This is a genomic window from Streptomyces sp. NPDC090025 (genome assembly GCF_044748125.1).
GTDB lineage: Bacteria > Actinomycetota > Actinomycetes > Streptomycetales > Streptomycetaceae > Streptomyces.
Genome location: NZ_JBIVFL010000002.1, coordinates 138,627 through 163,357, shown reverse-complemented (window position 1 = coordinate 163,357; position 24,731 = coordinate 138,627). Strand labels below are relative to the sequence as shown.

The 24,731-nt window shown below is 73.0% G+C and carries 25 protein-coding genes; 8 read left to right on the top strand and 17 right to left on the bottom strand.

Going from position 1 to position 24,731, the window contains the following annotated elements; genetic code table 11:
* Positions 1-97 precede the first annotated feature (97 nt).
* Together ACIPXM_RS06800 and ACIPXM_RS06795 are read left to right on the top strand one after the other, a co-directional pair.
* Positions 98-766 carry a potassium channel family protein gene (locus ACIPXM_RS06800; protein ID WP_399830857.1) on the top strand — a complete coding sequence of 223 codons (669 nt, stop codon included), beginning with the start codon at positions 98-100 and terminating at the stop codon, positions 764-766.
* Positions 766-1,443, top strand: coding sequence for a potassium channel family protein (locus ACIPXM_RS06795; protein ID WP_401652763.1), 678 nt, complete (start codon positions 766-768; stop codon positions 1,441-1,443). Before ACIPXM_RS06800 ends, ACIPXM_RS06795 begins: the two co-directional genes overlap by 1 nt.
* Positions 1,444-1,543: 100 nt before the next feature.
* Here the strand turns inward: ACIPXM_RS06795 and ACIPXM_RS06790 are convergent, their stop codons facing one another.
* The 8 genes from ACIPXM_RS06790 to ACIPXM_RS06755 form a co-directional block, all read right to left on the bottom strand.
* Positions 1,544-2,308, bottom strand: a complete 765-nt coding sequence (locus tag ACIPXM_RS06790) for a DUF3159 domain-containing protein (protein ID WP_401652761.1) — start codon at positions 2,306-2,308, stop codon at positions 1,544-1,546.
* A gap of 4 nt (positions 2,309-2,312) precedes the next feature.
* Positions 2,313-2,711: an OB-fold nucleic acid binding domain-containing protein gene (locus tag ACIPXM_RS06785; RefSeq protein WP_401652760.1), complete on the bottom strand. Its 399-nt coding sequence runs from the start codon at positions 2,709-2,711 to the stop codon at positions 2,313-2,315.
* A gap of 115 nt (positions 2,712-2,826) precedes the next feature.
* Complete coding sequence (locus tag ACIPXM_RS06780; RefSeq protein WP_401652758.1) at positions 2,827-3,510, bottom strand: response regulator; 684 nt, start codon at positions 3,508-3,510, stop codon at positions 2,827-2,829.
* A 181-nt stretch (positions 3,511-3,691) separates the two neighbouring features.
* Positions 3,692-6,250 carry an ATP-binding protein gene (locus ACIPXM_RS06775; protein WP_401652756.1) on the bottom strand — a complete coding sequence of 853 codons (2,559 nt, stop codon included), beginning with the start codon at positions 6,248-6,250 and terminating at the stop codon, positions 3,692-3,694.
* Positions 6,251-6,426: 176 nt separating this feature from the next.
* Positions 6,427-7,155, bottom strand: coding sequence for an ABC transporter ATP-binding protein (locus ACIPXM_RS06770; RefSeq protein WP_401652754.1), 729 nt, complete (start codon positions 7,153-7,155; stop codon positions 6,427-6,429).
* A gap of 197 nt (positions 7,156-7,352) precedes the next feature.
* Positions 7,353-8,123 carry a DUF3710 domain-containing protein gene (locus tag ACIPXM_RS06765; protein ID WP_401652752.1) on the bottom strand — a complete coding sequence of 257 codons (771 nt, stop codon included), beginning with the start codon at positions 8,121-8,123 and terminating at the stop codon, positions 7,353-7,355.
* 1 nt (position 8,124) lies between these two features.
* A complete protein-coding gene (gene dut / locus ACIPXM_RS06760) occupies positions 8,125-8,649 on the bottom strand; it encodes a dUTP diphosphatase (RefSeq protein WP_401652750.1) in 525 nt (174 codons plus the stop codon).
* A complete protein-coding gene (locus tag ACIPXM_RS06755) occupies positions 8,649-9,233 on the bottom strand; it encodes a PaaI family thioesterase (RefSeq protein WP_401652748.1) in 585 nt (194 codons plus the stop codon). Before ACIPXM_RS06755 ends, dut begins: the two co-directional genes overlap by 1 nt.
* 57 nt (positions 9,234-9,290) lie before the next feature.
* Here ACIPXM_RS06755 and ACIPXM_RS06750 point away from each other — a divergent pair, with 57 nt between their 5' ends.
* Positions 9,291-9,767: a DUF3093 domain-containing protein gene (locus ACIPXM_RS06750; RefSeq protein ID WP_401652746.1), complete on the top strand. Its 477-nt coding sequence runs from the start codon at positions 9,291-9,293 to the stop codon at positions 9,765-9,767.
* Between the two features lie 42 nt (positions 9,768-9,809).
* On the opposite strand, the gene ACIPXM_RS06745 is transcribed toward ACIPXM_RS06750, so the two are convergent.
* The 4 genes from ACIPXM_RS06745 to ACIPXM_RS06730 form a co-directional block, all read right to left on the bottom strand.
* Complete coding sequence (locus ACIPXM_RS06745; protein WP_401652744.1) at positions 9,810-10,925, bottom strand: hypothetical protein; 1,116 nt, start codon at positions 10,923-10,925, stop codon at positions 9,810-9,812.
* Positions 10,926-10,937: 12 nt separating this feature from the next.
* A complete protein-coding gene (locus ACIPXM_RS06740; protein ID WP_003955561.1) occupies positions 10,938-11,234 on the bottom strand; it encodes a DUF4193 domain-containing protein in 297 nt (98 codons plus the stop codon).
* Between the two features lie 397 nt (positions 11,235-11,631).
* Positions 11,632-12,867, bottom strand: coding sequence for a sensor histidine kinase (locus ACIPXM_RS06735; protein WP_401652742.1), 1,236 nt, complete (start codon positions 12,865-12,867; stop codon positions 11,632-11,634).
* A gap of 4 nt (positions 12,868-12,871) precedes the next feature.
* Entirely contained in the window at positions 12,872-13,525 is a 654-nt protein-coding gene (locus ACIPXM_RS06730) for a response regulator transcription factor (RefSeq protein WP_401652740.1), read from the bottom strand.
* A 450-nt stretch (positions 13,526-13,975) separates the two neighbouring features.
* On the opposite strand from ACIPXM_RS06730, the gene ACIPXM_RS06725 reads away from it, so the two are divergent.
* Entirely contained in the window at positions 13,976-14,149 is a 174-nt protein-coding gene (locus tag ACIPXM_RS06725; RefSeq protein ID WP_401652738.1) for a hypothetical protein, read from the top strand.
* An 84-nt stretch (positions 14,150-14,233) separates the two neighbouring features.
* Here the strand turns inward: ACIPXM_RS06725 and ACIPXM_RS06720 are convergent, their stop codons facing one another.
* Together ACIPXM_RS06720 and ACIPXM_RS06715 are read right to left on the bottom strand one after the other, a co-directional pair.
* The gene (locus ACIPXM_RS06720; RefSeq protein ID WP_401652736.1) at positions 14,234-15,124 is read right to left on the bottom strand and encodes an inositol monophosphatase family protein; all 891 of its coding nucleotides are present in this window, start codon (positions 15,122-15,124) and stop codon (positions 14,234-14,236) included.
* A 13-nt stretch (positions 15,125-15,137) separates the two neighbouring features.
* On the bottom strand, positions 15,138-16,265 hold the full coding sequence (locus ACIPXM_RS06715) for a ferrochelatase (protein WP_401652734.1): 1,128 nt from the start codon (positions 16,263-16,265) through the stop codon (positions 15,138-15,140).
* A gap of 194 nt (positions 16,266-16,459) precedes the next feature.
* Here ACIPXM_RS06715 and ACIPXM_RS06710 point away from each other — a divergent pair, with 194 nt between their 5' ends.
* Both ACIPXM_RS06710 and ACIPXM_RS06705 read left to right on the top strand, forming a co-directional pair.
* Positions 16,460-17,743: an MFS transporter gene (locus ACIPXM_RS06710; RefSeq protein WP_401652732.1), complete on the top strand. Its 1,284-nt coding sequence runs from the start codon at positions 16,460-16,462 to the stop codon at positions 17,741-17,743.
* 28 nt (positions 17,744-17,771) lie between these two features.
* Positions 17,772-19,022: a D-arabinono-1,4-lactone oxidase gene (locus tag ACIPXM_RS06705; protein ID WP_401652730.1), complete on the top strand. Its 1,251-nt coding sequence runs from the start codon at positions 17,772-17,774 to the stop codon at positions 19,020-19,022.
* Positions 19,023-19,053: 31 nt separating this feature from the next.
* Here ACIPXM_RS06705 and ACIPXM_RS06700 read toward each other — a convergent pair whose 3' ends face one another.
* Positions 19,054-19,923 carry a hypothetical protein gene (locus ACIPXM_RS06700; RefSeq protein ID WP_401652728.1) on the bottom strand — a complete coding sequence of 290 codons (870 nt, stop codon included), beginning with the start codon at positions 19,921-19,923 and terminating at the stop codon, positions 19,054-19,056.
* 453 nt (positions 19,924-20,376) lie between these two features.
* Here ACIPXM_RS06700 and sepH point away from each other — a divergent pair, with 453 nt between their 5' ends.
* Positions 20,377-21,438, top strand: coding sequence for a septation protein SepH (gene sepH, locus ACIPXM_RS06695; protein ID WP_401652726.1), 1,062 nt, complete (start codon positions 20,377-20,379; stop codon positions 21,436-21,438).
* Positions 21,439-21,544: 106 nt separating this feature from the next.
* On the opposite strand, the gene ACIPXM_RS06690 is transcribed toward sepH, so the two are convergent.
* Positions 21,545-22,381: a sulfurtransferase gene (locus tag ACIPXM_RS06690; RefSeq protein WP_401652724.1), complete on the bottom strand. Its 837-nt coding sequence runs from the start codon at positions 22,379-22,381 to the stop codon at positions 21,545-21,547.
* A gap of 237 nt (positions 22,382-22,618) precedes the next feature.
* On the opposite strand from ACIPXM_RS06690, the gene ACIPXM_RS06685 reads away from it, so the two are divergent.
* Complete coding sequence (locus ACIPXM_RS06685) at positions 22,619-23,398, top strand: VOC family protein (protein ID WP_401652722.1); 780 nt, start codon at positions 22,619-22,621, stop codon at positions 23,396-23,398.
* Positions 23,399-23,429: 31 nt separating this feature from the next.
* Here ACIPXM_RS06685 and ACIPXM_RS06680 read toward each other — a convergent pair whose 3' ends face one another.
* On the bottom strand, positions 23,430-24,728 hold the full coding sequence (locus ACIPXM_RS06680; RefSeq protein WP_401652720.1) for a polysialyltransferase family glycosyltransferase: 1,299 nt from the start codon (positions 24,726-24,728) through the stop codon (positions 23,430-23,432).
* Positions 24,729-24,731: the final 3 nt, after the last annotated feature.

Genomic DNA, 24,731 nt, shown 5'->3' with positions numbered 1-24,731 from the left:
CCGAACCGGACAGGTGGCCCCGGTGGCCGCCGAGAGAGTTGTGATCAGGGTGTTTTCGCAGGTCAGCAGGGCGATCAGGAGTGCGGGGTAAGGGGACGTGCACATCGTCATCATGGGCTGCGGGCGAGTGGGAGCCGCTCTCGCGCAGACCCTCGAACAGCAGGGTCACACCGTCGCGGTCGTGGACCAGGACCCGACGGCTTTCCGCCGCCTGGGCTCCGGCTTCGGTGGCCGCCGGGTCACCGGGGTCGGTTTCGACCAGGACACGCTCCGCGAGGCGGGTATCGAGGAGGCCGGTGCGTTCGCCGCGGTGAGCAGCGGCGACAACTCGAACATCATCGCCGCACGGGTCGCCCGCGAGATGTTCGGCATCGAGAACGTCGCCGCCCGGATCTACGACCCCCGGCGCGCCGAGGTCTACCAGCGGCTGGGTATTCCCACGGTCGCCACGGTCCGCTGGACCGCCGACCAGATGCTGCGGCGGCTGCTGCCGTCCGGCGCGGAGCCGCTGTGGCGTGACCCGAGCGGCGGTGTGCAGCTCGCCGAGGTGCACACGTCCGCCGCGTGGATCGGCCACAAGGTCAGCCGGCTCCAGGAGGAGACCGGGGTGCGCGTGGCATTTCTCACCCGGCTGGGCGAAGCGATTCTGCCGACCTCGCAGACGGTGCTGCAGGAGGGCGACCTCGTGCACGTGATGATGCGGACGGACGAGATCGACAAGGTCGAGGCGGCCTTCGCCGAGGGCCCCGAGGAGGGTGGTCACTGATGCGTGTCGCCATTGCCGGCGCGGGCGCGGTGGGCCGTTCCATCGCGGGCGAGCTGCTGGAGAACGGCCACGAGGTCCTGCTCATCGACAAGGCCCCGACCGCCATCTCGGTGGAGCGGGTGCCGCAGGCCGAGTGGCTGCTGGCCGACGCCTGTGAGATCACGTCGCTGGACGAGGCGGCGCTGCAGCGCTGCAACGTCGTCATCGCGGCGACCGGCGACGACAAGGTGAACCTGGTCGTCTCGCTGCTCGCCAAGACCGAGTACGGCGTGCCGCGGGTCGTCGCCCGGGTCAACAACCCGAAGAACGAGTGGCTGTTCAACGAGGCGTGGGGTGTGGACGTCGCCGTCTCGACGCCGCGTCTGATGTCCGCCCTGGTCGAGGAGGCGGTGAGCGTCGGCGACCTGGTCCGGCTGCTGCGCTTCAGCCACGGCGACGCCAACCTGGTGGAGCTGACGCTGCCGCCGGAGTCGGCGATCGCGGGCACCTCGGTCGGCGATGTGGCGTGGCCGGAGGACACCTCCCTGGTCACCATCATCCGCGGCACCCGGGTGCTCACGCCGAGCCCCGAGGAGACCCTGGAGGCGGGCGACGAGCTGCTGTTCGTGGCTACTCAGGCGCGCGAGGAGCAGCTGGAGGAGCTGCTCTCGGTGCGCCGGGAGACGACGGGCGACTGATCCTCGTACGCGGAGCGCGTGGACGATGGAGTGCGTACGGGAAGGGGCCCGGGACCTGTGACAGGTCCCGGGCCCCTTCCCGTACACGCTGAACGAGGGGCTACGCCTCCGGGGTCGTCCCCCGGGCGGCCTCCGCCTTGCGGGCCTTCTCGGCCTTCTCGGCCTGCTCCTCGGCCTCCATCTCGGCGAACACGTCGATCGGCGGCGGCGCCTTGGCGAGGAACACCCAGGTCAGATAGACGGAGAGCAGGAACGGCGGGATCTTCAGGGCGACCAGCACCCAGCCGAACTGCGTGGTGTCGGCCCACCAGTAGAGCGGGAAGAGGATCGCGCACTTGGCGAACAGGATCAGGCCCCAGGCCCAGCTGGCCTTCGTGTACGCCTTCTTGCGGCCGGGGTTGCGGGTCCGCCAGGAGAGGTTCTCCTTGAAGACCGGGCCCAGGATCAGGCCGATCAGCGGGACGCCCGCGAGGGCCGTGATCATGTACGCCAGGGCGAGGCCGAGGGTGTAGAGCATCCCCGGCAGGTAGAAGTCCTTGGCGTTGCCGGTCATCATCGCGAAGACGACACCGAATGCGACGCCGAAGACGCCACTGAAGGCGTGCTTCACGGTGTCGCGGCGGACCAGCCGGACGGCGACCAGGAGCAGCGAGACCGCGAGCGCGGCGATGGCCGAGAACTGCAGGTTCTTGTTGATCGTGAAGATGGTGACGAAGAGCAGTCCGGGCAGGACCGTCTCCACCATCCCGCGCACGCCGCCGAACGCCTCGAAGAGGGCGGCCTCGGTCACCGCCCGGTCGGTCTCGCCGGAGGGCGTCTCCCCGGAGGGCGGGGCGGCGGTCGTCGGCTTGTCGACTGACGTCACCGGGCTACTCCTGTCCGAGCGGTCGGAGCTCGTATTTGGGGTTGAAGAGGACCCGCCGGCCGTGGCTCATGGAGATCCGGCCGGAGGCGATCAGCTTGCGGCCCGGCTCGATGCCCACGATGGAGCGGCGGCCGAGCCAGACCACGTCCAGCGGCGCCGTGCCGTCGAACAGCTCGGCCTCCAGCGCGGGCACACCCGCCCGGGGGCGCAGGGTGACCGTCCGCAACGTACCAGTCACCTTGACGATCTGGCGGTCCGAGCACTCCGCGATGCGCGTGCAACCCGAGGCCGCGGAGTCCTCCTGGAGCTCCACCGACTCCAGCTCCTCCTGGGAGGTGGAAAGGCGGTCGAGCAGACGGCGGAACCGCCCGGCCGGCTTGTCAGTACGCGGTGCTGCACTCATACCGAAAGCGTACCGGGCAGGGCCCACGGCAGAACCGGGCAGGACCCGGAGAAGCCCCGGACCCGGCCCCGACCCGTCCCTGACCCGGCCCTGACGCCGGACCCCGGTACCGGACTCAGTGTTCGAAGCGGTAGCCCATGCCCGGTTCGGTGACGAAGTGCCGCGGGTGCGAGGGGTCCTGCTCCAGCTTGCGGCGCAGCTGGGCCATGTAGACCCGCAGGTAGTTGGTCTCGGTGCCGTAGGAGGGGCCCCAGACCTCCTGGAGCAGCTGCTTCTGGCTGACCAGGCGTCCGCTGTTGCGGACCAGGACCTCCAGGAGGTGCCACTCGGTGGGGGTGAGCCGGACGTCCTTGCCGTCCCTGTGCACCTTCTTGGCGGCGAGGTCGACGGTGAAGTCGGAGGTCTCGACCGTCACCACGCCGTCCTCGCGGCCGACCGGCTCGGCCCGCCGGACCGCGGCGCGCAGCCGGGCGAGCAGCTCGTCCATGCCGAAGGGCTTGGTGACGTAGTCGTCGGCGCCCGCGTCGAGGGCCTCCACCTTCTCGTCGGAGGTCTGCCGGGCGGAGAGCACCAGGATCGGCACCCGGGTCCAGCCGCGCAGGCCCTTGATGACCTCGACGCCGTCCATGTCGGGCAGGCCGAGGTCGAGGACGACCACGTCGGGGTGGCGCTCGGCGGCGAGCCGGAGGGCGGTGGCGCCGTCGGGCGCCGCGTCGACCTCGTACTTCCGTGCCTTGAGGTTGATCACCAGGGCGCGGACGATCTGTGGCTCGTCGTCGACCACGAGGACCCGGGTCATGGCGGGGGACCTTCCTTCTCGTCGTGAGGGCCGCGCGTGCCCGGGGTGGGTACGGGCGGGGCGGGGGTACGGGCGGGGTGTACGGGACAGGTGGGCGGACGGCGGTACGGGCGGGTGTACGGGTGCCGGGGCGGCGTCCCGGGTACGGCGGCGGGGCCACCGGCGCGGCGGGCGGCCGGGGTCAGGTGTAGCTGGGCGCGGACCGGGCGGCCGCCTCCGGGTCGGGCGGCGGTGGCGCGGCGCCCCCGGCGGTCCGCAGGGTGAGGACCATGGTGAGTCCGCCGCCGGGGGTGTCCTCGGCGGTGATGGTGCCGCCCATCGCCTCGACGAAGCCGCGGGCGACGGCGAGGCCGAGGCCCACGCCGGAGCCGCGCGGGGCGTCGCCGAAGCGCTGGAACGGTTCGAAGATGCCGTCTTTGCTCTCGTCCGGGACGCCGGGGCCGCGGTCGGTGACGCGCAGTTCGAGGCGGCTGCCGAGGACGCTGGCGGACACGGCGACCTGGGTGCCGTCGGGGCTGTACTTCACGGCGTTCTCGACGATGTTGGCGACGGCCCGCTCCAGGAGGCCGCGGTCGACCTCGACCATCGGCAGGGTCTCGGGGATGTCGAGCTCGACGCTGCCGTCGGGGACGCCACCGAGGGCCATCGGCACCACCTCGTCGAGGTCGGTGGGGCGCAGCAGCGGGGTGACGGTGCCGGTCTGCAGCCGGGACATGTCGAGCAGGTTCCCGACCAGGTGGTCGAGCCGGTCGGCGCCCTCCTCGATGCCTTCGAGGAGCAGTGCCCGGTCCTCCTCGGACCATTCGACGTCGTCGGAGCGGAGCGAGCTGACGGATGCCTTGATGCTGGCCAGCGGGGTGCGCAGGTCGTGGCTGACGGCGGCGAGCAGCGAGGTGCGGATCTTGTTGCCCTCGGCGAGCTTGCGGGCCTCCTCGGCCTCGTCGACGAGCCGCTGGCGGTCGAGGACGACGACGGCCTGGGCGGCGAACGCGCCGAGCACCCGGCGGTCCTCGGCGGGCAGCACCCGGCCGGTGAGGGCGAGTGCGAGGTGGTCGCCGACGGGGATGTCGACGTCGGCGTCCTCGGGCCGGGCCACCGGGTGGCTGCCGACGCTGGCGGCGCGGGTCCAAGGCCCGGTGCCGTCGGGGCGCTCCAGGAGTGCGACGGACTCCATCGAGAACGTCTCCCGGACCCGTTCGAGCAGGGCCTCCAGGCTGGTCTCGCCGCGCAGCACGCTGCCCGCGAGGTAGGAGAGGACCTCGGACTCGGCGCGCAGCCGGGCGGCCTGGTGGGTGCGGCGGGCGGCCAGGTCGACGACGGAGGCGACGGACATGCCGACGCCGAAGAAGACCGCGATGGCCACGATGTTCTTGGGGTCGGCGACGGTCAGCCGGTGCAGCGGCGGGGTGAAGAACCAGTTGAGCATCAGCGAGCCGAACGCCGCCGAGGCGAGCGCGGGCAGGAACCCGCCGAGCAGCGCCGCCGCCACCGTCAGGGTGAGGAACAGCAGCATGTCGTTGGCGAGGCCGAGGTCGGCGTCGACATGGGTGAGCAGCAGGGCGAGCAGCGCGGGCGCGGCGACGCCGACGAGCCAGCCGCCGACGATCCGGCCCCGGCCGAGCCGGGCGCCGCGGGCCACGGGCAGGCCGCGGCCCTTGGCGGCCTCCTCGTGGGTGACGATGTGCACGTCGAGGTCGGGGCCCGACTCGCGGGCCACGGTCTGGCCGACGCCGGGCCCGAGGACGTACTGCCAGGTCCTGCGGCGGCTGGAGCCGAGCACGATCTGGGTGGCGTTGACGCCGCGGGCGAACTCCAGGAGGGCGTGCGGCACGTCGTCGCCGACGACGTGGTGGAACGTTCCCCCCAGGTCCTCGGCGAGGGTCCGCTGGTCGGCCAGCTCCTTGGGCGAGGCCGAGGTGAGGCCGTCGCTGCGGGAGACGTACACGGCGAGCACCTCGCCGCCCGCGCCCTTCTCGGCGAGCCGGGCGGCCCTGCGGATCAGGGTGCGGCCCTCGGGGCCGCCGGTGAGTCCGACGACGATCCGCTCGCGGGCCTGCCAGGTGGAGCGGATGTTGTGCTCGCCGCGGTACTGCCGCAGGTACTCGTCGACCCGGTCGGCGGTCCACAGCAGCGCCAGCTCGCGCAGCGCCGTGAGGTTGCCGGGCCGGAAGTAGTTCGACAGGGCGGCGTCGACCTTGTCCGGCTGGTAGATGTTGCCGTGCGCCATCCGCCGCCGCAGGGCCTGCGGCGACATGTCGACCAGCTCGATCTGGTCGGCGCGGCGCACCACCTCGTCGGGCACGGTCTCCCGCTGCCGGACCCCGGTGATCGCCTCGACGACATCGCCGAGCGACTCCAGGTGCTGGATGTTGACCGTCGAGACCACGTCGATCCCAGCGGCCAGCAGCTCCTCCACGTCCTGCCAGCGCTTCGCGTGCCGCGAGCCCGGCACGTTGGTGTGGGCCAGCTCGTCCACCAGGGCGACGGCGGGACGGCGGGCCAGCACCGCGTCGACGTCCATCTCGGTGAAGACGCTCCCCCGGTACGCGATCTCGCGGCCGGGGATCCGCTCCAGGCCGTGCAGCATCACCTCGGTACGCGGGCGGCCGTGGTGCGCGACGAACGCGACGACGACGTCGGTGCCCCGCTCGACGCGCCGGTGCGCCTCGGAGAGCATCGCGTACGTCTTGCCGACGCCGGGTGCCGCCCCCAGGTAGATCCGTAGCTTGCCGCGTCCCATGCCATGACCTTACGTCCAGCTAATCGGACATTCCGCACGGGTGGCGGCCCTCCGGGGCTGTATTGACGTGATCCTGACGGCGGCCGGCTTCGGGCCGGGCGATCAGCCGGTCGCGGGCGGGCGACCGGCCGCCCACCTGCCTCCCACCTGCGGTGCCGGGCCGGCCCGGCACCGGCTCACGCCTCGACGATCTCCCCGTCGCGCAGTTCGAGCACCCGGTCCGCGAGACCGAGGAGCTGGGAGTCGTGGGTGGCGACCAGGGCCGTGCAGCCCTCGCTGCGGACCACGGCCCGCAGCAGCTGCATGACGGCGAGGCCGGTCTCGGCGTCCAGCTGGCCGGTCGGCTCGTCGGCGATCAGCAGCCGGGGCCGGTTGGCCAGGGCGCGGGCGATGGCGACCCGCTGCTGCTGTCCGCCGGAGAGCTCCCCGGGGCGCTGGGCCGCGTGGTCGGCCAGCCCGACGAGGCCGAGCAGCAGGGACACCCGCTCCTCGCGCTCCTTCGGGTCGGCGTTGCGCAGCCGCATCGGGACCCCGACGTTCTCCGCCGCGGTCAGGATGGGTATCAGGCCGAAGGACTGGAAGATGAATCCGATCCGGTCCCGGCGCAGCTCGAGAAGGCCCTCCTCGCCGAGCCCGGCGAGGTCGGTGCCGTCGATGACGATGCTGCCCCGGTCGGTGCTGTCGAGCCCGCCCACGAGGTTGAGCAGGGTGGTCTTGCCGGAGCCGGAGCGGCCCTTCAGGGCCACCAGCTCACCGCGCGGGATGTCGAAGGAGACCCCGCGCAGCGCGTGCACGGCCGCCGCCCCCGTCCCGTACGAACGGTGCAGGTCCTTCACGCGGATCATCGGCGAGTCCGTCGGATCCGCCAGGACGGCCGTGCCGGTCCCCGTGTCGCTCTCACTCATCGTGCTACCCCCCAGCCTCGAACGTGTGCGCCGCCAGTATGTGCCGGACTGCCCCGCCGGTGCCAGGTCTGTGGATAACTCGTCGGTCCCGTTACCCGTGCGTCCCGTACCTCCGGGGTACACCTCCGCGAAAGCCGGTGGGCCGCCCCCTCACGGGAGCGGCCCACCGGCCCACCGTCACACGTCCGTCCGGCCGGTCAGCGGATCTCGGAGATCTCCGGACCGCGCTGGAGCTGGCCCATGCCGCCGGAGAAGCGGGACCCGGCCTGGTCCTCCTGCTGCACGCCGTCCGGCACCATCTGGGCGTCGTTGGGCAGCTTCAGGACGATCGGGTCGCGCGGGGCCATCGGGCCCTCGCCGCGGACCACGACGGTGTCCCGGACGATCTGCTCCAGGAGCCCCGCGGCCTCGGGCTGCACCGCGCCCTGGCCGGAGATCACCCCGCGCAGGAACCAGCGCGGGCCGTCGACGCCGACGAAGCGCACCAGCTGCACGCCCCGGTTGCCGTCGGGCAGCTGCACCGGGACCTGGGCGCGCAGCTCCCAGCCCAGCGGGCCCTCGATCTCGTCGATGACGCCGCCCTGCTGGGTGATGCCGCTCGCGATCTCGTCGCGGACCTCGCCCCAGATGCCCTCCTTCTTCGGCGCGGCGAACGCCTGGAGCTGGACGGCGCTGTCGCGCACCACGACGGTGGCCGCGACGATCGCGTCGCCCGCGACCTCGACCCGCAGCTCCATGCCGTCGACACCGGGCACGAAGATGCCGCCGAGGTCCACGCGGCCCTCCTCGGGCTGGTTGACCTCGGTGATGTCCCACGGGCCGTCGGGCCGCGGGGCAGGCGGAAGGTTCACGCGACGCGGCGCGGCGGCCGCGTCGTCCGCGTCCTCGCCGTCCACGGCGTCGACGACCTGCTCGGCCTCGCCCGCTGCGTCCTCAGCGGCACGATCCTTCTTGCGACGTCCGAACACGTCACTGTCCTTCCCGGTCGGATACGACCGAAGCGTATCGATTCCCACCCGTTGTGCCGTCCACTGTCCCGTCCACGGCGGAGTGACCGCCGGTGGACCCGAAGCCCCCCTCGCCCCGCGCCGATCCGGGCAGCTCCGCGACCTCGTGGAAGCGCACCTTCTCGACCTGCTGGACGACCAGCTGGGCGATCCGGTCGAACCGCTCGAACCGCACGCTCTCGCGCGGGTCAAGATTGACCACGATCACCTTGATCTCTCCACGGTACCCGGCATCGACCGTCCCCGGGGCATTCACCAGCGCGACGCCGCAGCGGGCCGCGAGACCGGACCGCGGGTGCACGAAGGCGGCGTAGCCGTCGGGCAGGGCGATCGAGACGCCGGTGGGCAGCACGGCCCGCTCGCCGGGGGCGAGCACGGCGGCCTCGGTGGTCACCAGGTCGGCGCCCGCGTCGCCGGGGTGGCCGTAGGACGGAACCGGCACCTCCGGGTCCACGCGGTGCAGGAGTACGTCGACGGGATTGCGCATCAGGGGTTCACCTCGAAGGCGCGGGCGCGCCTCACCTGGTCGGGGTCGGACATGGCGGCCTGGATCTCCTCCGGGCGCCCGTTGTCGATGAAGTGGTCGACCTTGACCTCGATGAAGAGGGCGTCGGCGCGGACCGCGACGGGGCCTTCGGGCCCGCCGATCCGGCCGACGGCGGTCGAGTAGATCTTGCGCCCGCGCACCGCGGTCACCTCGGCCTGGAGGTGCAGCAGGGTGCCCACCGGGACCGGTCGTACGAAGTCGGTCTCCAGGCGGCCGGTCACGGCGATGACCCGCAGCAGCCAGTTCAGGGAGCCGAGCGTCTCGTCGAGCGCGGTGGCGAGCACGCCGCCGTGCGCGAGGCCGGGGGCGCCCTGGTGGTCGGGGGTGACGGTGAACTCGGCGGTGACGGTCACGCCCTCGCCGGCCCGGGCCTCCAGGTGGAGTCCGTGGGGCTGTCCGCCGCCGCACCCGAAGCAGTGCGCGTAGTGCGCGCCGAGCAGCTCGCCGGGGGCGGGCGCGTCGGGGTGGCGTACCGGCGGTATCGCGTCCGCGGGCGGGGTGAGAGCGGCAGATGTTCCAGTCACAGGCGCTGACCTTACCCGCGCGGCCGGGCGCCGGTCGCGCCGTGGCAGGCTTGGCCCATGCAGCAGCCTTCCGCTCCCTCTTCCGCGCCCAGCTTCGACGAACGTCTGACGGCGCCCCGCTCCTGGTGGCTGATCGCGGGTCTGGTCGGGCTCTCCGGCGCCCTGATCATGTTCCCGCTGGGTACGGTGCCGACGCTCGCCGGGCTGATCGCGGCGGCGGCGCTGGCCGCGGTGGGCGTCTCGTCGTACGGCTCGGCCCGGATCCGGGTGGTGGCCGGTTCGCTGGTCGCGGGCGACGCCCGGATCCCGGTGTCGGCGCTGGGGGCGCCGGAGGCGCTCGACGCGGAGGAGGCGCGCGCGTGGCGCACGTTCAAGGCGGATCCGCGCGCGTTCATGGTGATGCGCAGCTATGTGCCGACGGCGGTGCGGGTCGAGGTCACGGACCCGGCGGACCCGACGCCGTACGTCTATCTGTCCACGCGGGAGCCGGAGGCCCTGGTGGCGGCCCTGGAGTCGGCCCGTACGGCCGCGTAGCGGCCCACGGAGGCGGCCTGCGGAGGCGGGCCGCCTCTGCGCCTAGAAGCCGATCTCCTTGGGGTTCTCGGGCTGTTCCAGCGGCGGGAGCTCCGGGAGGGTGTCCCAGGGCACCGCGCGGGCCCGCAGGTCCTTGCGGACGTGCGCGGCGAGCTTCTTGGTGTCGCGCCGGTTCATCACGGCGCCGACGGCCGCGCCGACCATGAACGGGGCGAGGTTCGGCAGGTTGCGCACCATGCGCTTCATGATCTGCTGGCGCAGTTCGCGCTTCAGCTGACCGCCGAGGGCCGCGTTGACGGTGGTGGGTTTGGTGGGGTCGATGCCGCGTTCCTCGGCCCAGGCGGTGAGGTACACCGTGGTGCGCTGCGGGAGCGTGCCGGGCGGCCGCAGGCCGTAGACCTCGTACAGCTCGGCGATGAGCTTGAGCTCGACGGCGGCGACGCCGGTGATCTCGGCGGCCAGCTCCGCGGGCATCGCGGGCGGTACGGGGAGCATCGCGGCGGCGCCCACTCCGGCGCCGACGGTGGCGCTGGCGTTGGCCGCGCCGAAGACGAGTTTGTCGGCGATCTGGTCCGGTCCGAGCCCGGGGAACTGCCGACGGAGGGTCGCCAGGTCCCGTACGGGCACCCGCGGCGCGGTCTCGATGACGCGGTCCGCGAGGTAGCCGATACCGGCCTTCGCGCCCTGGCCGCCGCGCTGCACACCACGCTGTACGCCACGCCGGACGGCATCGACACGGGCGGGATCGAGCCGGATGCGGTCGAGGCTCGCACGGTCCGGTGTGATGCGGTCGAGCGTGCCGCGGTCCAGCTTGACGCGGCCGAGTCGCAGGCGCGCGGGATTGGCGACGCGCCGCAGCAGACCCTGCTCCGGTACGCCGACGGCCGGCTCCCCGGGAACGCCCTGTTGGGCGTCCTCGTGGTCCGGCCGATCCGGGGCGGGCCGCTGGGCGGCCCGTTGGTGCGCGGCGTCCGCTGCTTCGAGCGAGGCCGCGGGGCCCCGCTCGTCGTCACGTGCGCCAGTTGTGGGCAGGTGGGCGGAGTGCTCGGCGGAGGGGACGTCTGGGACGTCCTTCGCCGGGTCCGAGCCGCCCTTGTACGTCTCCGACCTCCCGGGGAGTCGGAGCCGCCGCTTCCGAGACGGTGTGTCGCCTGCCACGGTCACTCGGTCTCAGTCGCAGTCGCGGCAGATCGGCTGACCGTTCTTCTCCCGGGCCAGCTGGCTCCGGTGGTGCACGAGGAAGCAGCTCATGCAGGTGAACTCGTCCGCCTGCTTGGGCAGGACCCGGACGGCCAGCTCCTCGTTGGACAGGTCGGCGCCGGGCAGTTCGAGGCCCTCAGCGGCCTCGAACTCGTCGACGTCGACGGTAGAGGTCGACTTGTCGTTCCGGCGAGCCTTCAGTTCCTCAAGGCTGTCGGAGTCGACGTCGTCGTCGGTCTTACGTGGGGTGTCGTAATCGGTTGCCATGTCGCTCTCCCCCTCTGGGTGGTTTGCGGTGTCTCCAGCGCACGTAACGCGTGAGAGGCCGGACTTGTGCCCGACCCGAGGCGGAGATTTTGCCTCACATCAAGGTCTGTTACTCAATCGACACCCAATCCGCCCTCTCACGAGTGAGCGGCTTTGGGTGGCGAACCGGACCGTACACGGTCCGTCGGGCCTCCCTCACGGGCGCCACCCCGTGTACTTCCCGTCATTCGGACCCCCGGAAACCCGGACTTTTCCGGGGTTTCAGGGGGAATTCGCGATCACGGAGAGTGGAGGTCCGGACACCCATTCCTGTGATCGATCACACAGCACCGCTCCAGGAATGAGAACCGGAAATTCCGCGCAAAGCGAACAAAACCGGTCGGCTCCGTGCAGTGTGTCAGATCGGCAGAGTGACACGCATCACGAGGCCGCCGCCCTCGCGCGGCTCGGCGATGATACGGCCGCCGTGGGCACGCGCCACGGACCGGGCGATCGACAGGCCGAGGCCCACGCCCTTGTCGCTGCCCGTGCGCTCCTGCCGGAGCCGCCGGAATGGCTCGAAAATATTGTCGATCTCGTACGCCGGGACCACCGGCCCCGTGTTGGAGACCTCCAGGACCGCCGCGCCGTTCCTGGTCGAGGTGGTCACGTCCACCCAGCCGCCCTCCGGCACGTTGTACCGCACGGCGTTCTGCACCAGGTTCAGCGCGATCCGTTCAAGCAGCACGCCGTTGCCCGGGACCACCGCGAGCGCCCGCTCGCCGCGGAACTCGACGCCCTTGGCCTCGGCCTCGGCGTGCGCCTGATCCATCGCCCGGGAGGCGACCTCGGCGAGGTCCACGGGCTTGCGCTCGACGATCTCGTTGTCGCTGCGGGCCAGCAGCAGCAGGCCCTCGACCAGCTGCTCGCTGCGCTCGTTGGTGGCCAGCAGGGTCTTGCCGAGCTGCTGGAGCTCCACCGGCGCCGCCGGGTCCGACATCTGCACCTCCAGGAGCGTGCGGTTGATCGCCAGCGGCGTCCGCAGCTCGTGCGAGGCGTTGGCGACGAACCGCTGCTGGGCGGTGAACGCGCGGGCCAGCCGCTCCAGCATCTCGTCGAAGGTGTCCGCGAGCTCCTTCAGCTCGTCGTCCGGGCCGTCCAGCTCGATCCGCCGGGACAGATCGGTTCCGGCCACCTGGCGGGCGGTCCGGGTGATCCGGCCGAGCGGCGACAGGACCCGGCCCGCCATCGCGTAACCGAACGCGAAGGCGATGATGCTCAGGCCGAGCAGCGCGAACAGCGAGCGGCGCAGCAGGTCGTCGAGGGCGATGTCGCTCTGGTGCCGCAGACACATCGCGACGGCGTTGTTGAGCTGGTCGCCGGTGGACTTCTCGGGCAGCTGGCACCAGTCGGTGGTGGGCTGCACGGTGCCGCTGACCACCTTGAAGGGCAGCTGCAGGGCGGTGTCCCGGACGGCCTGGGCCGTGAACAGGTAGATGATCGCCAGCAGGATGATGCCGGCGATCAGGAACATGCCTCCGTAGAGCAGCGTGAGCCGTATCCGGATGGTCGGCCGCAGCAGCGGCCGGACCGGGTCGCGGGGGTCCCAGCTCGGCTTCGGTGGCGCGTTCAGCAGGGTCGAGGATGACGGCATCGGGTCAGATCCGGTATCCCGAGCCGGGGACGGTCACGATCACCGGGGGCTCCCCCAGCTTGCGGCGCAGCGTCATCACGGTGACCCGGACGACGTTGGTGAAGGGGTCGGTGTTCTCGTCCCACGCCTTCTCCAGGAGCTGCTCGGCCGACACGACCGCGCCCTCGCTGCGCATCAGGACCTCCAGGACGGCGAACTCCTTGGGCGCCAGCTGCACCTCCTTGCCGTCACGGAAGACCTCGCGGCGGTTGGGGTCCAGCTTGATCCCGGCGCGCTCCAGGACGGGCGGCAGGGGCACCGTGGTGCGGCGGCCGAGGGCCCGGACCCGGGCGGTCAGCTCGCTGAAGGCGAAGGGCTTCGGCAGATAGTCGTCGGCGCCGAGCTCCAGCCCCTCGACCCGGTCGCTGACGTCGCCCGCGGCGGTCAGCATCAGGATCCGGGTGGGCATGCCCAGCTCGACGATCTTGCGGGCGACGTCGTCGCCGTGCACCAGCGGGAGGTCCCGGTCGAGCACCACGACGTCGTAGTCGTTCACCCCGACGCGCTCCAGGGCGGCGGCGCCGTCGTACACCACGTCGACGGCCATCGCCTCCCGGCGCAGGCCGGTGGCCACCGCATCCGCGAGGAGCTGCTCGTCCTCGACGACGAGTACGCGCACGTCCGATGTCCTTTCCTGGGCCCTGGCCCCACTGACGCGGACAAGGCGGTTCTGCGCACTGACTGTGCGTGTCCATCCTGCCCCGAACGCGCGTAAACCGGCTGTAAGACGGCCGTGCGGGCGCCCCGGCGGCCGCCCCGACAAACCCCCGGCAGACCCACCGTCAGGCCCCCGGCAGGCCCCCGGCGGGCCCTCTGCGCGGCCTGTGCGCCCCCTGTGCGCGGTGGGCGAACGCCAGGTGTCCGCCGCGTCGACGAGAGAAATCACCTGATTCGCGGGCCAGTTGAGGTTTCTGTGAGGAAGGAGCTGGGGAGGACGACTGCACACCCCGCGATCACGCCCTGTAGGTGGCACGCCACCTACCGCTCTCTGTCCCCCAGAGGTAGCAGTGCGTGGTCCGCCCACCCCCGGCACTACCCGTGCCACCGACCCACCACGAGGGGGCGCACGATGGACGCTTTCACCGCAGGACTGCTGCACCGCATCAGGGCCACGAAGTCCGACCTCACGCGCGCTCGTGAGGCGGGCGACGACTTCCTCGCGGACGTCGAGCAGGCCGAGCTGGACGACCTGCACCGCCTGGCGGCCGAACACGGCGTGGAGGTCGGCGCGGCCTGCGCCTGACCTTCCCGGTCCACGACGACGGGGGCCCCGGAGCCGCTTGGCTCCGGGGCCCCCGTCGCGTCCGTACGCCGCCGTCCCGGCCGGTCAGTCGTGCCAGGCGCCGGACTCCTCCAGGAAGCCCTGGAGGGTGCCGAACAGGCCCGGGGAGGCGGCGAGCGTCAGTTCGCCCGACGCGGGCTCCCCGGCCCGGCCGCCGGTCAGCGCGCCCGCCTCCCGGGCGATCAGCACGCCCGCCGCCAGGTCCCAGGGGTTCAGCCCGCGCTCGTAGTACGCGTCAAGGCGTCCGGCGGCGACATCGCAGAGGTCGATGGCGGCGGAGCCGCCCCGGCGGATGTCACGGACCCTCGGCAGCAGCCGGTGGGCGACCTCGGCCTGGTGCGCGCGGCGGTCGGTGAGGTAGCCGAAGCCGGTGCCGACCAGGGCCTGGCCGAGCTCGGGGGACGGCCGTACGGCGAGCCGCCGCCCTGCCCCGTCCGTGGCGACCGCACCCGCGCCCCCGCCCGCGCCGCCGTCGAGCCAGGCGCCGCCGCCGCGCACGGCGTGGAAGGTCTCGCCGCGCAGCGGGACCTCGACGACGCCGACCAGGGTCTCGCCGTCCCGCTCGGCGGCGATCGAGACGGACCAGGTGGGCAGCCCGTAGAGGTAGTTCACGGTGCCGTCGAGCGGGTCGACGACCCAGCGGACGCCGCTGGTGCCTGTGCTCGACGCGCCCTCCTCGCCGAGGAAGCCGTCGTCGGGCCGGTGCTCGGCGAGGAAACCGGTGATCAGCTTCTCGGCGGCGATGTCCATCTCGGTCACCACGTCGATGGCGCTGGTCTTGGTGTGCGCCACGGCGAGGTCGTCGGGCCGCCCGTCGCGCAGCAGGACACCCGCGCGGCGGCCCGCCTCGCGGGCGAGGCCGAGCAGCTCGGCGAGCAGCGGATCGGCCGGGGCTGCGGAGGTGGTGGCGGGGGTGGGGGTGGGGTCGCTGGTCACGGCAGGGGGCTCCTTACGCGTACGGGCTGTCGGCGCCGGCCGCGGCGGGGCGCTCGGCGCGGGCCGGGCAGCAGCCGATCGGGCACAGGTCGTGGGACGGGCCGAGGGCGCCCAGGGCGCAGCGCTCGGCGCGCTCCCCACGCTCGTTGGCGGCCCGCTCGACGACCAGCTCGCGGACGGCGGCGGCGAACCTCGGGTCGGCGCCGACGGTCGCCGAACGCCTGACCGGCAGGCCCAGCTCGGCGGCCTTGGCGGTGGCCTCGGTGTCGAGGTCGTACAGGACCTCCATGTGGTCCGAGACGAAGCCGATCGGGACCATGACGGCGGCGGGGACCCCGGCGCCGTGCAGCTCCTCCAGGTGGTCGCAGATGTCGGGTTCCAGCCACGGGATGTGCGGGGCGCCGCTGCGGGACTGGTAGACGAGCTGCCAGGGGTGGGCCACGCCGGTCTCCGCGCGGACCGCGTCCACGATCTGCCGGGCCACGTCCAGGTGCTGCTTCACATAGGCGCCGCCGTCGCCGTGGTCGGCGACGGGCCCTGAGCTGTCAGCGGCGGAGTCCGGGATGGAGTGGGTGGTGAAGGCGAGGTGCGCGCCCGCCCGCACGGCCGGGTCGAGCTCGGCGAGCGAGGCGAGCACGCCCTCGACCATGGGGCGGACGAAGCCGGGGTGGTTGAAGTAGTGCCGGAGCTTGTCGACCCGGGGCAGCGGCAGCCCCTCGGCCTCCAGGGTGGCGAGGGCGTCCGCGAGGTTCTCGCGGTACTGGCGGCAGCCGGAGTACGAGGCGTAGGCGCTGGTGGCGAGGACCGCGATGTGGCGGCGGCCGTCGGTGATCATCTCGCGCAGGGTGTCGGTGAGGTACGGCGCCCAGTTGCGGTTGCCCCAGTAGACCGGCAGCCGGAGGCCGGTCCCGGCGAAGTCGGCGCGCAGGGCGTCGAGCAGCGCGCGGTTCTGGCCGTTGATGGGGCTGACGCCGTCGAAGAGGTAGTAGTGCTTGCCCACCTCTTTCAGCCGTTCCTTGGGGATGCCGCGGCCGCGGGTCACGTTCTCCAGGAACGGGACCACGTCGTCCGGGCCCTCGGGACCACCGAAGGAGAGCAGCAGCAGGGCGTCGTACGGGGCGGGATCGAGCTCGTCGGACATGGCACCGATCCTGCCACCCGGCACCGACAGCCCGTGGCGCGCCCCGACCGAAAAATGGGAGGTGACCAATTCAGTTCAACGCCGTAGGCTTTAGCTGTTAAATCGCCATCGGCTTTGTCCCGGATCTTCACTGGTGACACGTGCCGGTTCGATGCCACCTGTCGCCCGCTGTCCTGCCCCAGCCCGGAGATTCCATGCCCAGTCCCTATCGCGCGATCTTCGCGGCTCCCGGCGCCCGGGCGTTCTCGCTCGCCGGTTTCATAGGCCGGATGCCGCTGTCCATGATGGGCATCGGCATCGTCACGATGATCTCGCAGGTCACCGGGCGGTACGGGCTCGCCGGAGCGCTCTCCGCCGCGCTCGCGCTCTCCGCCGCCGTGCTCGGCCCGCTGATCTCCCGGCTCGTCGACCGCCACGGGCAGCGCCGGGTGCTGCGGCCGGCCACCCTGATCTCCCTCGTCGCCGCCGCCGGGCTGCTGCTCTGCGTGAAGTTCGAGGCGCCGGACTGGACGCTGTTCGTCTTCACCGCCTGCGTGGGCACCGTGCCCAGCCTGGGCGCCATGACCCGGGCCCGCTGGGCGGCCATCTACCGGGGCGACGGCCAGCGGCTGCACACCGCGTACTCGTGGGAGTCGATCGTCGACGAGGTGTGCTTCATCTTCGGCCCGATCCTCGCGATCGGCCTGTCGACCACCTGGTTCCCCGAGGCGGGCCCGCTGCTCGCGGGCGTCTTCCTCGCCATCGGCGTGTTCTGGCTGACCGCCCAGCGCGCCACCGAGCCCGCCCCGCACCCGCTCGGTCAGCAGTCCGGCGGCTCCGCGCTGCGCTCCCCCGGCCTGCAGGTCCTCGCCCTCGCCTTCGTCGCCACCGGCGCCATCTTCGGCTCGGTGGACGTGGTCACGGTCGCCTTCGCCGAGGAGCGCGGCCAGAAGTCCGCGGCGAGCCTGGTCCTCGCCGTCTACGCGCTCGGATCCTGTCTGGCCGGCGCGGTCTTCGGGCTGCTGCGGGTCAAGGGCGAACCCTCGGTGCGCTGGCTCATAGGCGTGGTCGCGATGGCCGTGAGTATGATCCCCCTCCTACTGGCCGGGAACTTGCCGTTGCTGGCCGTGGCGCTCTTTGTCGCGGGCCTCTCCATCGCGCCGACGATGGTGACCACCATGGCCCTCGTCGAAGCGCACGTACCGCGCACCAAGCTGACCGAAGGCATGACCTGGACAGGGACGGGTCTCGCGGTCGGAGTGGCGCTCGGCTCCTCGGCCGCCGGCTGGGTGGTCGACGCCTCAGGGGCGGAGGCGGGGTACGTGGTGCCCGTCGTCTCGGGCGCGCTCGCGGCCGTCGTGGCGGTCCTCGGTCACCGCCGGCTGCGTACGCCGGCGCCGACGCGGGAGGGGCAGCACCTTGAGCAGTTCGCGGACGACACAGCCGACGCGGGCGCGGCGGTGGGGGAACACCGGAGCGGCGAGCAGCACCTGGCATAACTGGGCGGGGAACGTCACCTCCCGCCCGGTGCGGGAGGTGAGCCCCGCCTCCGCCGAGGAGCTCGCCGACGCCGTGCGCAAGGCCGCCGAGGACGGTCTGCGGGTGAAGACGGTCGGCACCGGCCACTCCTTCACCTCGATCGCCGCCACCGACGGGGTGCTGGTCAGGCCGGGACTGCTCACCGGCATCCGGCGGATCGACCGCGAGTCGATGACCGTGACCGTGGAGTCGGGAACCCCGCTGAAGCGGCTCAACGTGGCGCTCGCCCGGGAGGGCCTGTCGCTCACGAACATGGGCGACATCATGGAGCAGACGGTCGCCGGGGCCACCTCCACCGGCACCCACGGCACCGGCCGTGACTCGGCCTCCATCGCCGCCCAGATCCGCGCCCTGGAGCTGGTGACCGCCGACGGCACCCTGCTGACCTGCTCCGCCACCGAGAACCCGGACGTGTTCGCCGCCGCCCGGATCGGTCTCGGCGCGCTCGGCGTGGTCACCGCGATCACCTTCGCCGTGGAGCCGGTCTTCCTGCTGACCGCGCGCGAGGAGCCGATGCCGTTCGACCGGGTCACCGCCGAGTTCGACGAGCTGCACGCGGAGAACGAGCACTTCGAGTTCTACTGGTTCCCGCACACCGAGAACTGCAACACCAAGCGCAACAACCGCAGCGCGGGTCCGGCCGCCCCGGTGAGCCGGGTGAGCGGCTGGATCGAGGACGAGCTGCTGTCCAACGGGGTGTTCCAGGTCGCCTGTTCGCTGGGCCGCGCGGTGCCGCCGGTGATCCCGGCGGTCGCCAAGGTCTCCAGCCGGGCGCTGTCCGCCCGGACGTACACCGACATCCCGTACAAGGTCTACACCTCGCCGCGCCGGGTCCGCTTCCTGGAGATGGAGTACGCGCTGCCGCGGGAGACCGCGATGGCGGCGCTGCGCGAGCTGAAGACGATGGTCGAACGCTCGCCCCTGAAGGTGAGCTTCCCGGTGGAGGTGCGCACCGCGCCCGCCGACGACATCGCGCTGTCCACGGCCTCGGGCCGGGAGTCCGCGTACATCGCGGTGCACCTGTACCGGGGCACCCCGCACCGGGCCTACTTCACCGCCGTGGAGCGGATCATGACGGAGCACGGCGGGCGCCCGCACTGGGGCAAGGTGCACACCCGGGACGCGGCCTATCTGGAGAAGGTCTATCCGCGATTCGGCGAGTTCACCGCGCTGCGCGACCGGCTCGACCCGGACCGGCGGTTCGCCAACGACTATCTGCGCCGGGTGCTCGGCGACTGACCTCCGGCCGCCCGGCGGCTCCGCGACCCGTCTACCCGCCGGTCTGCTCGCCGGTCTTCGCGTCCGGCTGCGTGCCGGGGGCGGAGGCCGGCGGCGGGGTGGTCGGGGGCGCGGTGGTGGGGTCGTCGGTCGGGTCGGGGGACCCGGACGGGGTGGGCGTCGGAGTGGGGGTCGGGGTGGGCGTGGGAGTGGGGGTCGGGGTGGGCGTGCCGTCCGGGTCGTCGCTCTTGCCGCCGTCGGGCGTCGGGGTCCCGGCGTCGCCGGACGGCTCGCGCTGACCGCCGCCGGGGGTGGCGCCGGTGCCGCCCTCGGGCCGCTGCCCGTCCTTGTCGCCGTCGCTCTGGCCCCCGCCGCCGCCTCGGACCACGGAGCCGAAGGTCGTGGTGCCCTGGGTGCCGCTGAGGTCCTGACCCGAGGTCACCTCGTAGACGGTGATGCCGCCCATGGCGATCAGGAAGACCACGGCCGCGCCGATCGCGGGCCGTTTCCAGCCGCGCATCCGGGCGCCGTGGGTGGTGGGCTCGCCGAACTCCTCGGTGAACGCCTGCTCGTACGGCCCGCTCACCTGGGCCGCCCCGGCCGGTCCCGCCGTGCCGGGCTGCCCGGGGCGGACGGTCCCGGCGGCGGTGACCTCACGGACCTGCTCGCCGGTGCGCTTGAACAGGTGCTGCAGGACGGGTCCGCCGCAGGTGGCGATGACGCTGATCACACCGGCGCCGAGGATGGTGCCGTAGACACCGAGGGTGGAGGCGAGCTTGGCGGCGAGCACGGCCGCGATGGCGCTCCCCGCGACCTGAGGAACACTCAGATCGAATCGTTTCTTCTCGGCCTTCTCCGAACCCTCGTCCGATATCTCCGCGGCGTGCCCGGCCGCGGTCTCCGCCTCCTGTGTGTGACGCATCTCCGACCCCTGTGTGTTCATCCGTTCCACCATGCACCCAGAAGGGACAAATGGGCGAAGGAATTGGTTCCGGTTCCGCCGGTTCTGTGAAGAGCGACACGCGACCGCGAAGATCGCGGAGACTCAACTCCCGAACCTCCCGAGAAGTTGGGCGGCGCGCCGGTCCACCCAGGTGGCCCGAATGGAGTACTGTGGCGAGCCCTGGGTCCGAGCTCCCTCGCGGGGGTCCGGGACCGACGGAAGGGGGCCGAAGGTGGCACTCGACCGGCGGCGCCACGGCACCGCACGGACGCCGACGACACTGCGTGACGGCCAGTCACTCAGAGTCGCCATCAGGTAACCGTGCCATAACGGCGTTCCAGGGTCCATGCCCGACACGCCGGGCAACTCGGCAGGGTTGTGGCAGGCTGCACCCGGGCAGGCCACACTCGACTAGCGGAAGCAGCGACGCACGTGACGTCGGCAGGCACCACCCGGGAGGTTCCCATGCCCGAACTGCGTGTCGTGGCCGTCTCGAACGACGGCACACGACTGGTGCTGAAGGCTGCTGACAACACGGAGTACACACTTCCGATCGACGAGCGGCTGCGAGCCGCCGTCCGCAACGACCGTGCACGTCTCGGCCAGATCGAGATCGAGGTGGAGAGCCACCTCCGCCCCCGGGACATCCAGGCGCGGATACGGGCCGGTGCCTCCGCCGAGGAGGTCGCACAGCTCGCGGGCATCCCGGTCGACCGGGTGCGCCGCTTCGAGGGACCGGTGCTCGCCGAGCGCGCCTTCATGGCCGAGCGGGCCCGCAAGACCCCCGTGCGGCGCCCGGGCGAGAACACCGGACCCCAGCTCGGCGAGGCGGTGCAGGAGCGGCTGCTGCTGCGCGGTGCCGACAAGGACGCCGTGCAGTGGGACTCCTGGCGCCGGGACGACGGCACCTGGGAGGTGCTGCTCGTGTACCGGGTCGCGGGCGAGGTGCACACCGCGAGCTGGACGTACGACCCGCCGCGTCGGCTGGTGCAGGCCGTGGACGACGAGGCGCGCGCGCTGATCGGCGAGACCGACGACACCCTCGCCGCCGTGCCCGAGCCCAGCTTCCCGTTCGTCCCGCGGATCGCCCGGCTGCCCCGGGACCGGCCGCTGGACCGCGCGCTCGACCGGCAGATGGAGCGGACCCCCGCTCCGGTGCCCGAGCCGGAGGAGGAGCGGGACACCCTGACCAGCCTCCTGGAGGCGGTGCCGAGCTTCCGCGGCGACATGGTGGTGCCCGAGCCGCCCGGCACGGAGCCCTCGGACGAGGTCGAGGCCGAGGAGCCGCCCGCCCCGGCGGCCTCGGCGGGCGCGGGCGCGGGCGCGGCCTACGCCGACGTGCTGATGCCGCGTTCGGTCTCGGGCCACCGGGACCGGCTGGTCGGCACCACCGACCGGCAGGCCGAGGCGGACGGCGTCCGCCCGGGCCGCCGCGCGGCGGTGCCGAGCTGGGACGAGATCGTCTTCGGCACCCGCCGCAAGAAGCAGGAGTAGCGGGAACAGCGGGACCGGCCCCCGAGCGGATCGGGGCCGGCCGTACGGGAAGGGCCCGCGCCGTGTGGACGGCGCGGGCCCTTCCCGTACGGGCTCGGGCGCGGGGTTACTGCGGGTCGGGGCCGGTCGCGACCGGCCGGGCCGGGTCGGCGGACCACTCGGACCAGGACCCGGCGTAGAGCGCGGCGTCGACACCGGCGACCGCGAGGGCCAGCACCTGGTGGGCGCCGGAGACCCCGGAGCCGCAGTAGACCGCGACCTCGGTGTCCGGGCCCGCGCCGAGCGCGGTGAAGCGGGCGGCCAGGGCCCCGGGGGCGAGCAGGAGTCCGTCCGGGCCGGTGTTCTCGGTGGTCGGGGCGGAGACGGCGCCGGGGATGTGGCCGCCGACCCGGTCGATCGGCTCGACGTCACCCCGGTAGCGCTCGGCGGCGCGGGCGTCGAGCAGCAGCCCCGAGCGGGCGAAGGAGGCGGCGCCGTCCGCGTCGAGCAGGCCGAGCCCGCCCGGCTCCGGCCGGAAGTCGCCGGGCGCGGGCGCCGGGACGTCCTTGGACAGCTCACCGCCGTCGGCGGTCCAGGCCGCGAGACCGCCGTCCAGGACCCGGACGTCCTGGTGCCCGGCCCAGCGCAGCAGCCACCAGGCGCGGGCCGCGCCCCAGCCGAGCCCGCCGTCGTAGACGACCACCGGGGTGCCGGCCGAGACCCCGGCCCTGCGCATCGCCGCGCCGAACGCGTCCGGGTCCGGCAGCGGGTGGCGGCCACCGGCACCGGGCGGTCCCGCGAGTTCGGCGTCCAGGTCCACGTACACCGCGCCGGGCAGGTGCCCGGCCTCGTACTCCGGCCGTCCGAGCGGGCCACCGAGGGACCAGCGGACGTCCAGGAGGACCGGCGGCCGGGCCCCGGCCGATTCGCTCACGAGTTCGCTCGCGGAGATGATGGGCTTCATAGGGGCCATCCTCGCGCAGCCCGCCCCCCGGCGGACGCCACCCGACCGATTCACCCGGAGCGCGCGCCCCGGCGCACGATGCCACCATCGGGACGGGACCCCGCTCCCTGACCCGGCTTGATCCGAAAGACACGGCCCAGGTGTATGGGGGGCGAAGCGCGGGCAAGCACCGGCCAGGACCCCCCGAACCGCCCGTCGGCCCCCTTGCGTACGGCCACCGGCGAGAAGAGAGCGACGATGACCGAGGCGACTCGGCGCACCCCCGGCGCACCCTGTTGGGTGAGCTTGATGGTGCATGGACTTGACGCGACCCAAGAGTTCTACGCGGCACTGTTCGGCTGGGAGTTCGAGCCGGGGCCGCAGCAGCTCGGCCCCTATGTGCGCGCGCTGCTCGACGGCCGGGAGGTGGCGGGCATCGGGCAGCTGCCGCCGGACCGCCACCTCCCGATCGCCTGGACGACCTATCTGGCCACCGACGACGCGGGCGAGACCGCGGAGGCCATCCGCTGCTGCGGCGGCACCGTCGCGGTCGGCCCGCTGGACGCGGGCGAGGCCGGGCGGCTGGCCATCTGCTCGGACCCGGCGGGCGCCGTGTTCGGCGTCTGGCAGGCCGACGTCCACCACGGCACGCTGACCGCGGGCCCGCCCGGCACCCCGGTGTGGAACGAGCTGCTCACGTACGAGACGGCCTCGGTCGCCAAGTTCTACGGCACGGTCTTCCCGTACCAGGCGGAGCCGGTGGTCTCCGCCGACTTCGACTACCTCACGCTCCAGCTCGACGGCCGCCCGGTCGCCGCCCTGCACGGGGTGGGCACCGCGCTCCCCCGGGACCGGGGCGCGCACTGGATGACGTACTTCGAGGTGGCGGACGTGGACGCGGCGGCCCGGCTCGTCACCGAGCTCGGCGGTCAGGTGCTGCGCCCGCCGCACGAGGGCGCGGCGGGCCGCCTCGCCCTGGTGACCGATCCGGAGGGCGCGGTGTTCACCCTGGTCAGATCGGCGCCCGAGCGCCCCTGAAGGCGCGCCCGCGTGGGGCGCGCGCCACGGCCTACACCCGTGCGGGCACCTTCAGGTCCAGCTCCGCCAGCCGCTCGGCGGAGAAGCAGTGCCCCACGGCCGGGTCCGCGGCGTGCTCCGCCACATAGCGGGCCGCCTCGGCGCGCAGACCCGGGTGGGCCTTCGGACGCATGCAGAAGCCGACGGCGCGGATCAGCGGCGCCAGGCTCTCCGGTGCGCCGCCGGGGACCTTCGGCGCGCTGCCGCCGGTCAGCTCGGGCACCAGGTGGTCGACGACGACGAGCGGGATCCGGTTGCTGTTCTCGTACGGGGTGAGCCGTTCGAGGACCGTTCCGGTGCCCACGCGCGCGATGGGGACGCCGTAGTAGACGGCGGCCGTCAGCATGGCGGTGGAGAAGCAGCCGACGACCAGCTCGGGGCGGCAGCGCTCGTAGAAGGTCTCGGCGAGCAGCGGGCCGTCGAGCACGGTGAGGGTGACGCCCACCCGGGCGGCCTCCTCGTGCAGCGCGGTGGAGTAGCCGGCCGGGGCCGTCGGGTGCGGCTTGAAGACGATCGAGCGGTGGCCCGCCCCGGCGGCGCCGCGCACCATGCCGAGGTGCAGTTCCTCCTCCTCCTCGACGGTGAGGATGCCGAGGGCCGCGAGGTACTGGCCGAGCAGCAGCGCGGTCGGGCCGGTGGCGGCGGCCGCGGTGAGCGCCGCGTCCTCGGCGGAGTCCTTCGACGCCTCGGCGATCTCGCCGAGCACCGCGCGGAAGGCGTCGTCGGGGACCAGCTCGGCGCCGACGCCGTACTCGGTGAGCAGCAGCGGCGTCAGGCCGGGCACCAGGTCGAGGTGGAGCACCCGGCGGATCCGGCAGGCGATCGACTGGGGCAGCTCGTCGCGGGTGGGGCCGTAGCTCATCAGGCCGTCGGCGTAGACCTCGACGGAGCTCTCGGCGAACACGGCGGCGAGCGCCTTCGCCGGGTTGACCTGGATGGACTCGACGATCACCTGGACGGGTCCGGTGCCGAGCTCCCAGGCGGTGCGGAACACCCGCTGCCAGAGCGGGGCCTCCTCGGGGCGGGGCGACCAGGAGCTGGGGTGGTGCGGGTGGACGGCCTCGTTCCAGTCGAGCACGCCGTCGAAGCGGGTGACGATCCGGTCGTAGCCGGTCATCGTCTCCATCCGGACGGCGGTCTCGGGGATCTCGGCGTTGTTGGCGACCAGCAGCAGCCGGCGGGCGTCGCCGGGGGCGCCGAACTGGCCGGCGTCGATGGCGGCGGCCACGGTGGCGGCGCCGTACAGCGTGGACACCTGGAAGATCTGGGTGGTCCGGGGGGCGTTGGCCATCGG

Bases quoted from the DNA above. Each gene is read 5' to 3' on its own strand.
- ACIPXM_RS06795 (WP_401652763.1), top strand. From the start codon at position 766: ATGCGTGTCGCCATTGCCGGCGCGGGCGCGGTGGGCCGTTCCATCGCG.
- ACIPXM_RS06785 (WP_401652760.1), bottom strand. From the start codon at position 2,711: ATGAGTGCAGCACCGCGTACTGACAAGCCGGCCGGGCGGTTCCGCCGT.
- ACIPXM_RS06780 (WP_401652758.1), bottom strand. From the start codon at position 3,510: ATGACCCGGGTCCTCGTGGTCGACGACGAGCCACAGATCGTCCGCGCC.
- ACIPXM_RS06775 (WP_401652756.1), bottom strand. From the start codon at position 6,250: ATGGGACGCGGCAAGCTACGGATCTACCTGGGGGCGGCACCCGGCGTC.
- ACIPXM_RS06770 (WP_401652754.1), bottom strand. From the start codon at position 7,155: ATGAGTGAGAGCGACACGGGGACCGGCACGGCCGTCCTGGCGGATCCG.
- dut (WP_401652750.1), bottom strand. From the start codon at position 8,649: ATGCGCAATCCCGTCGACGTACTCCTGCACCGCGTGGACCCGGAGGTG.
- ACIPXM_RS06750 (WP_401652746.1), top strand. From the start codon at position 9,291: ATGCAGCAGCCTTCCGCTCCCTCTTCCGCGCCCAGCTTCGACGAACGT.
- ACIPXM_RS06740 (WP_003955561.1), bottom strand. From the start codon at position 11,234: ATGGCAACCGATTACGACACCCCACGTAAGACCGACGACGACGTCGAC.
- ACIPXM_RS06735 (WP_401652742.1), bottom strand. From the start codon at position 12,867: ATGCCGTCATCCTCGACCCTGCTGAACGCGCCACCGAAGCCGAGCTGG.
- ACIPXM_RS06725 (WP_401652738.1), top strand. From the start codon at position 13,976: ATGGACGCTTTCACCGCAGGACTGCTGCACCGCATCAGGGCCACGAAG.
- ACIPXM_RS06715 (WP_401652734.1), bottom strand. From the start codon at position 16,265: ATGTCCGACGAGCTCGATCCCGCCCCGTACGACGCCCTGCTGCTGCTC.
- ACIPXM_RS06710 (WP_401652732.1), top strand. From the start codon at position 16,460: ATGCCCAGTCCCTATCGCGCGATCTTCGCGGCTCCCGGCGCCCGGGCG.
- ACIPXM_RS06700 (WP_401652728.1), bottom strand. From the start codon at position 19,923: ATGCGTCACACACAGGAGGCGGAGACCGCGGCCGGGCACGCCGCGGAG.
- ACIPXM_RS06690 (WP_401652724.1), bottom strand. From the start codon at position 22,381: ATGAAGCCCATCATCTCCGCGAGCGAACTCGTGAGCGAATCGGCCGGG.
- ACIPXM_RS06685 (WP_401652722.1), top strand. From the start codon at position 22,619: ATGACCGAGGCGACTCGGCGCACCCCCGGCGCACCCTGTTGGGTGAGC.
- ACIPXM_RS06680 (WP_401652720.1), bottom strand. From the start codon at position 24,728: ATGGCCAACGCCCCCCGGACCACCCAGATCTTCCAGGTGTCCACGCTG.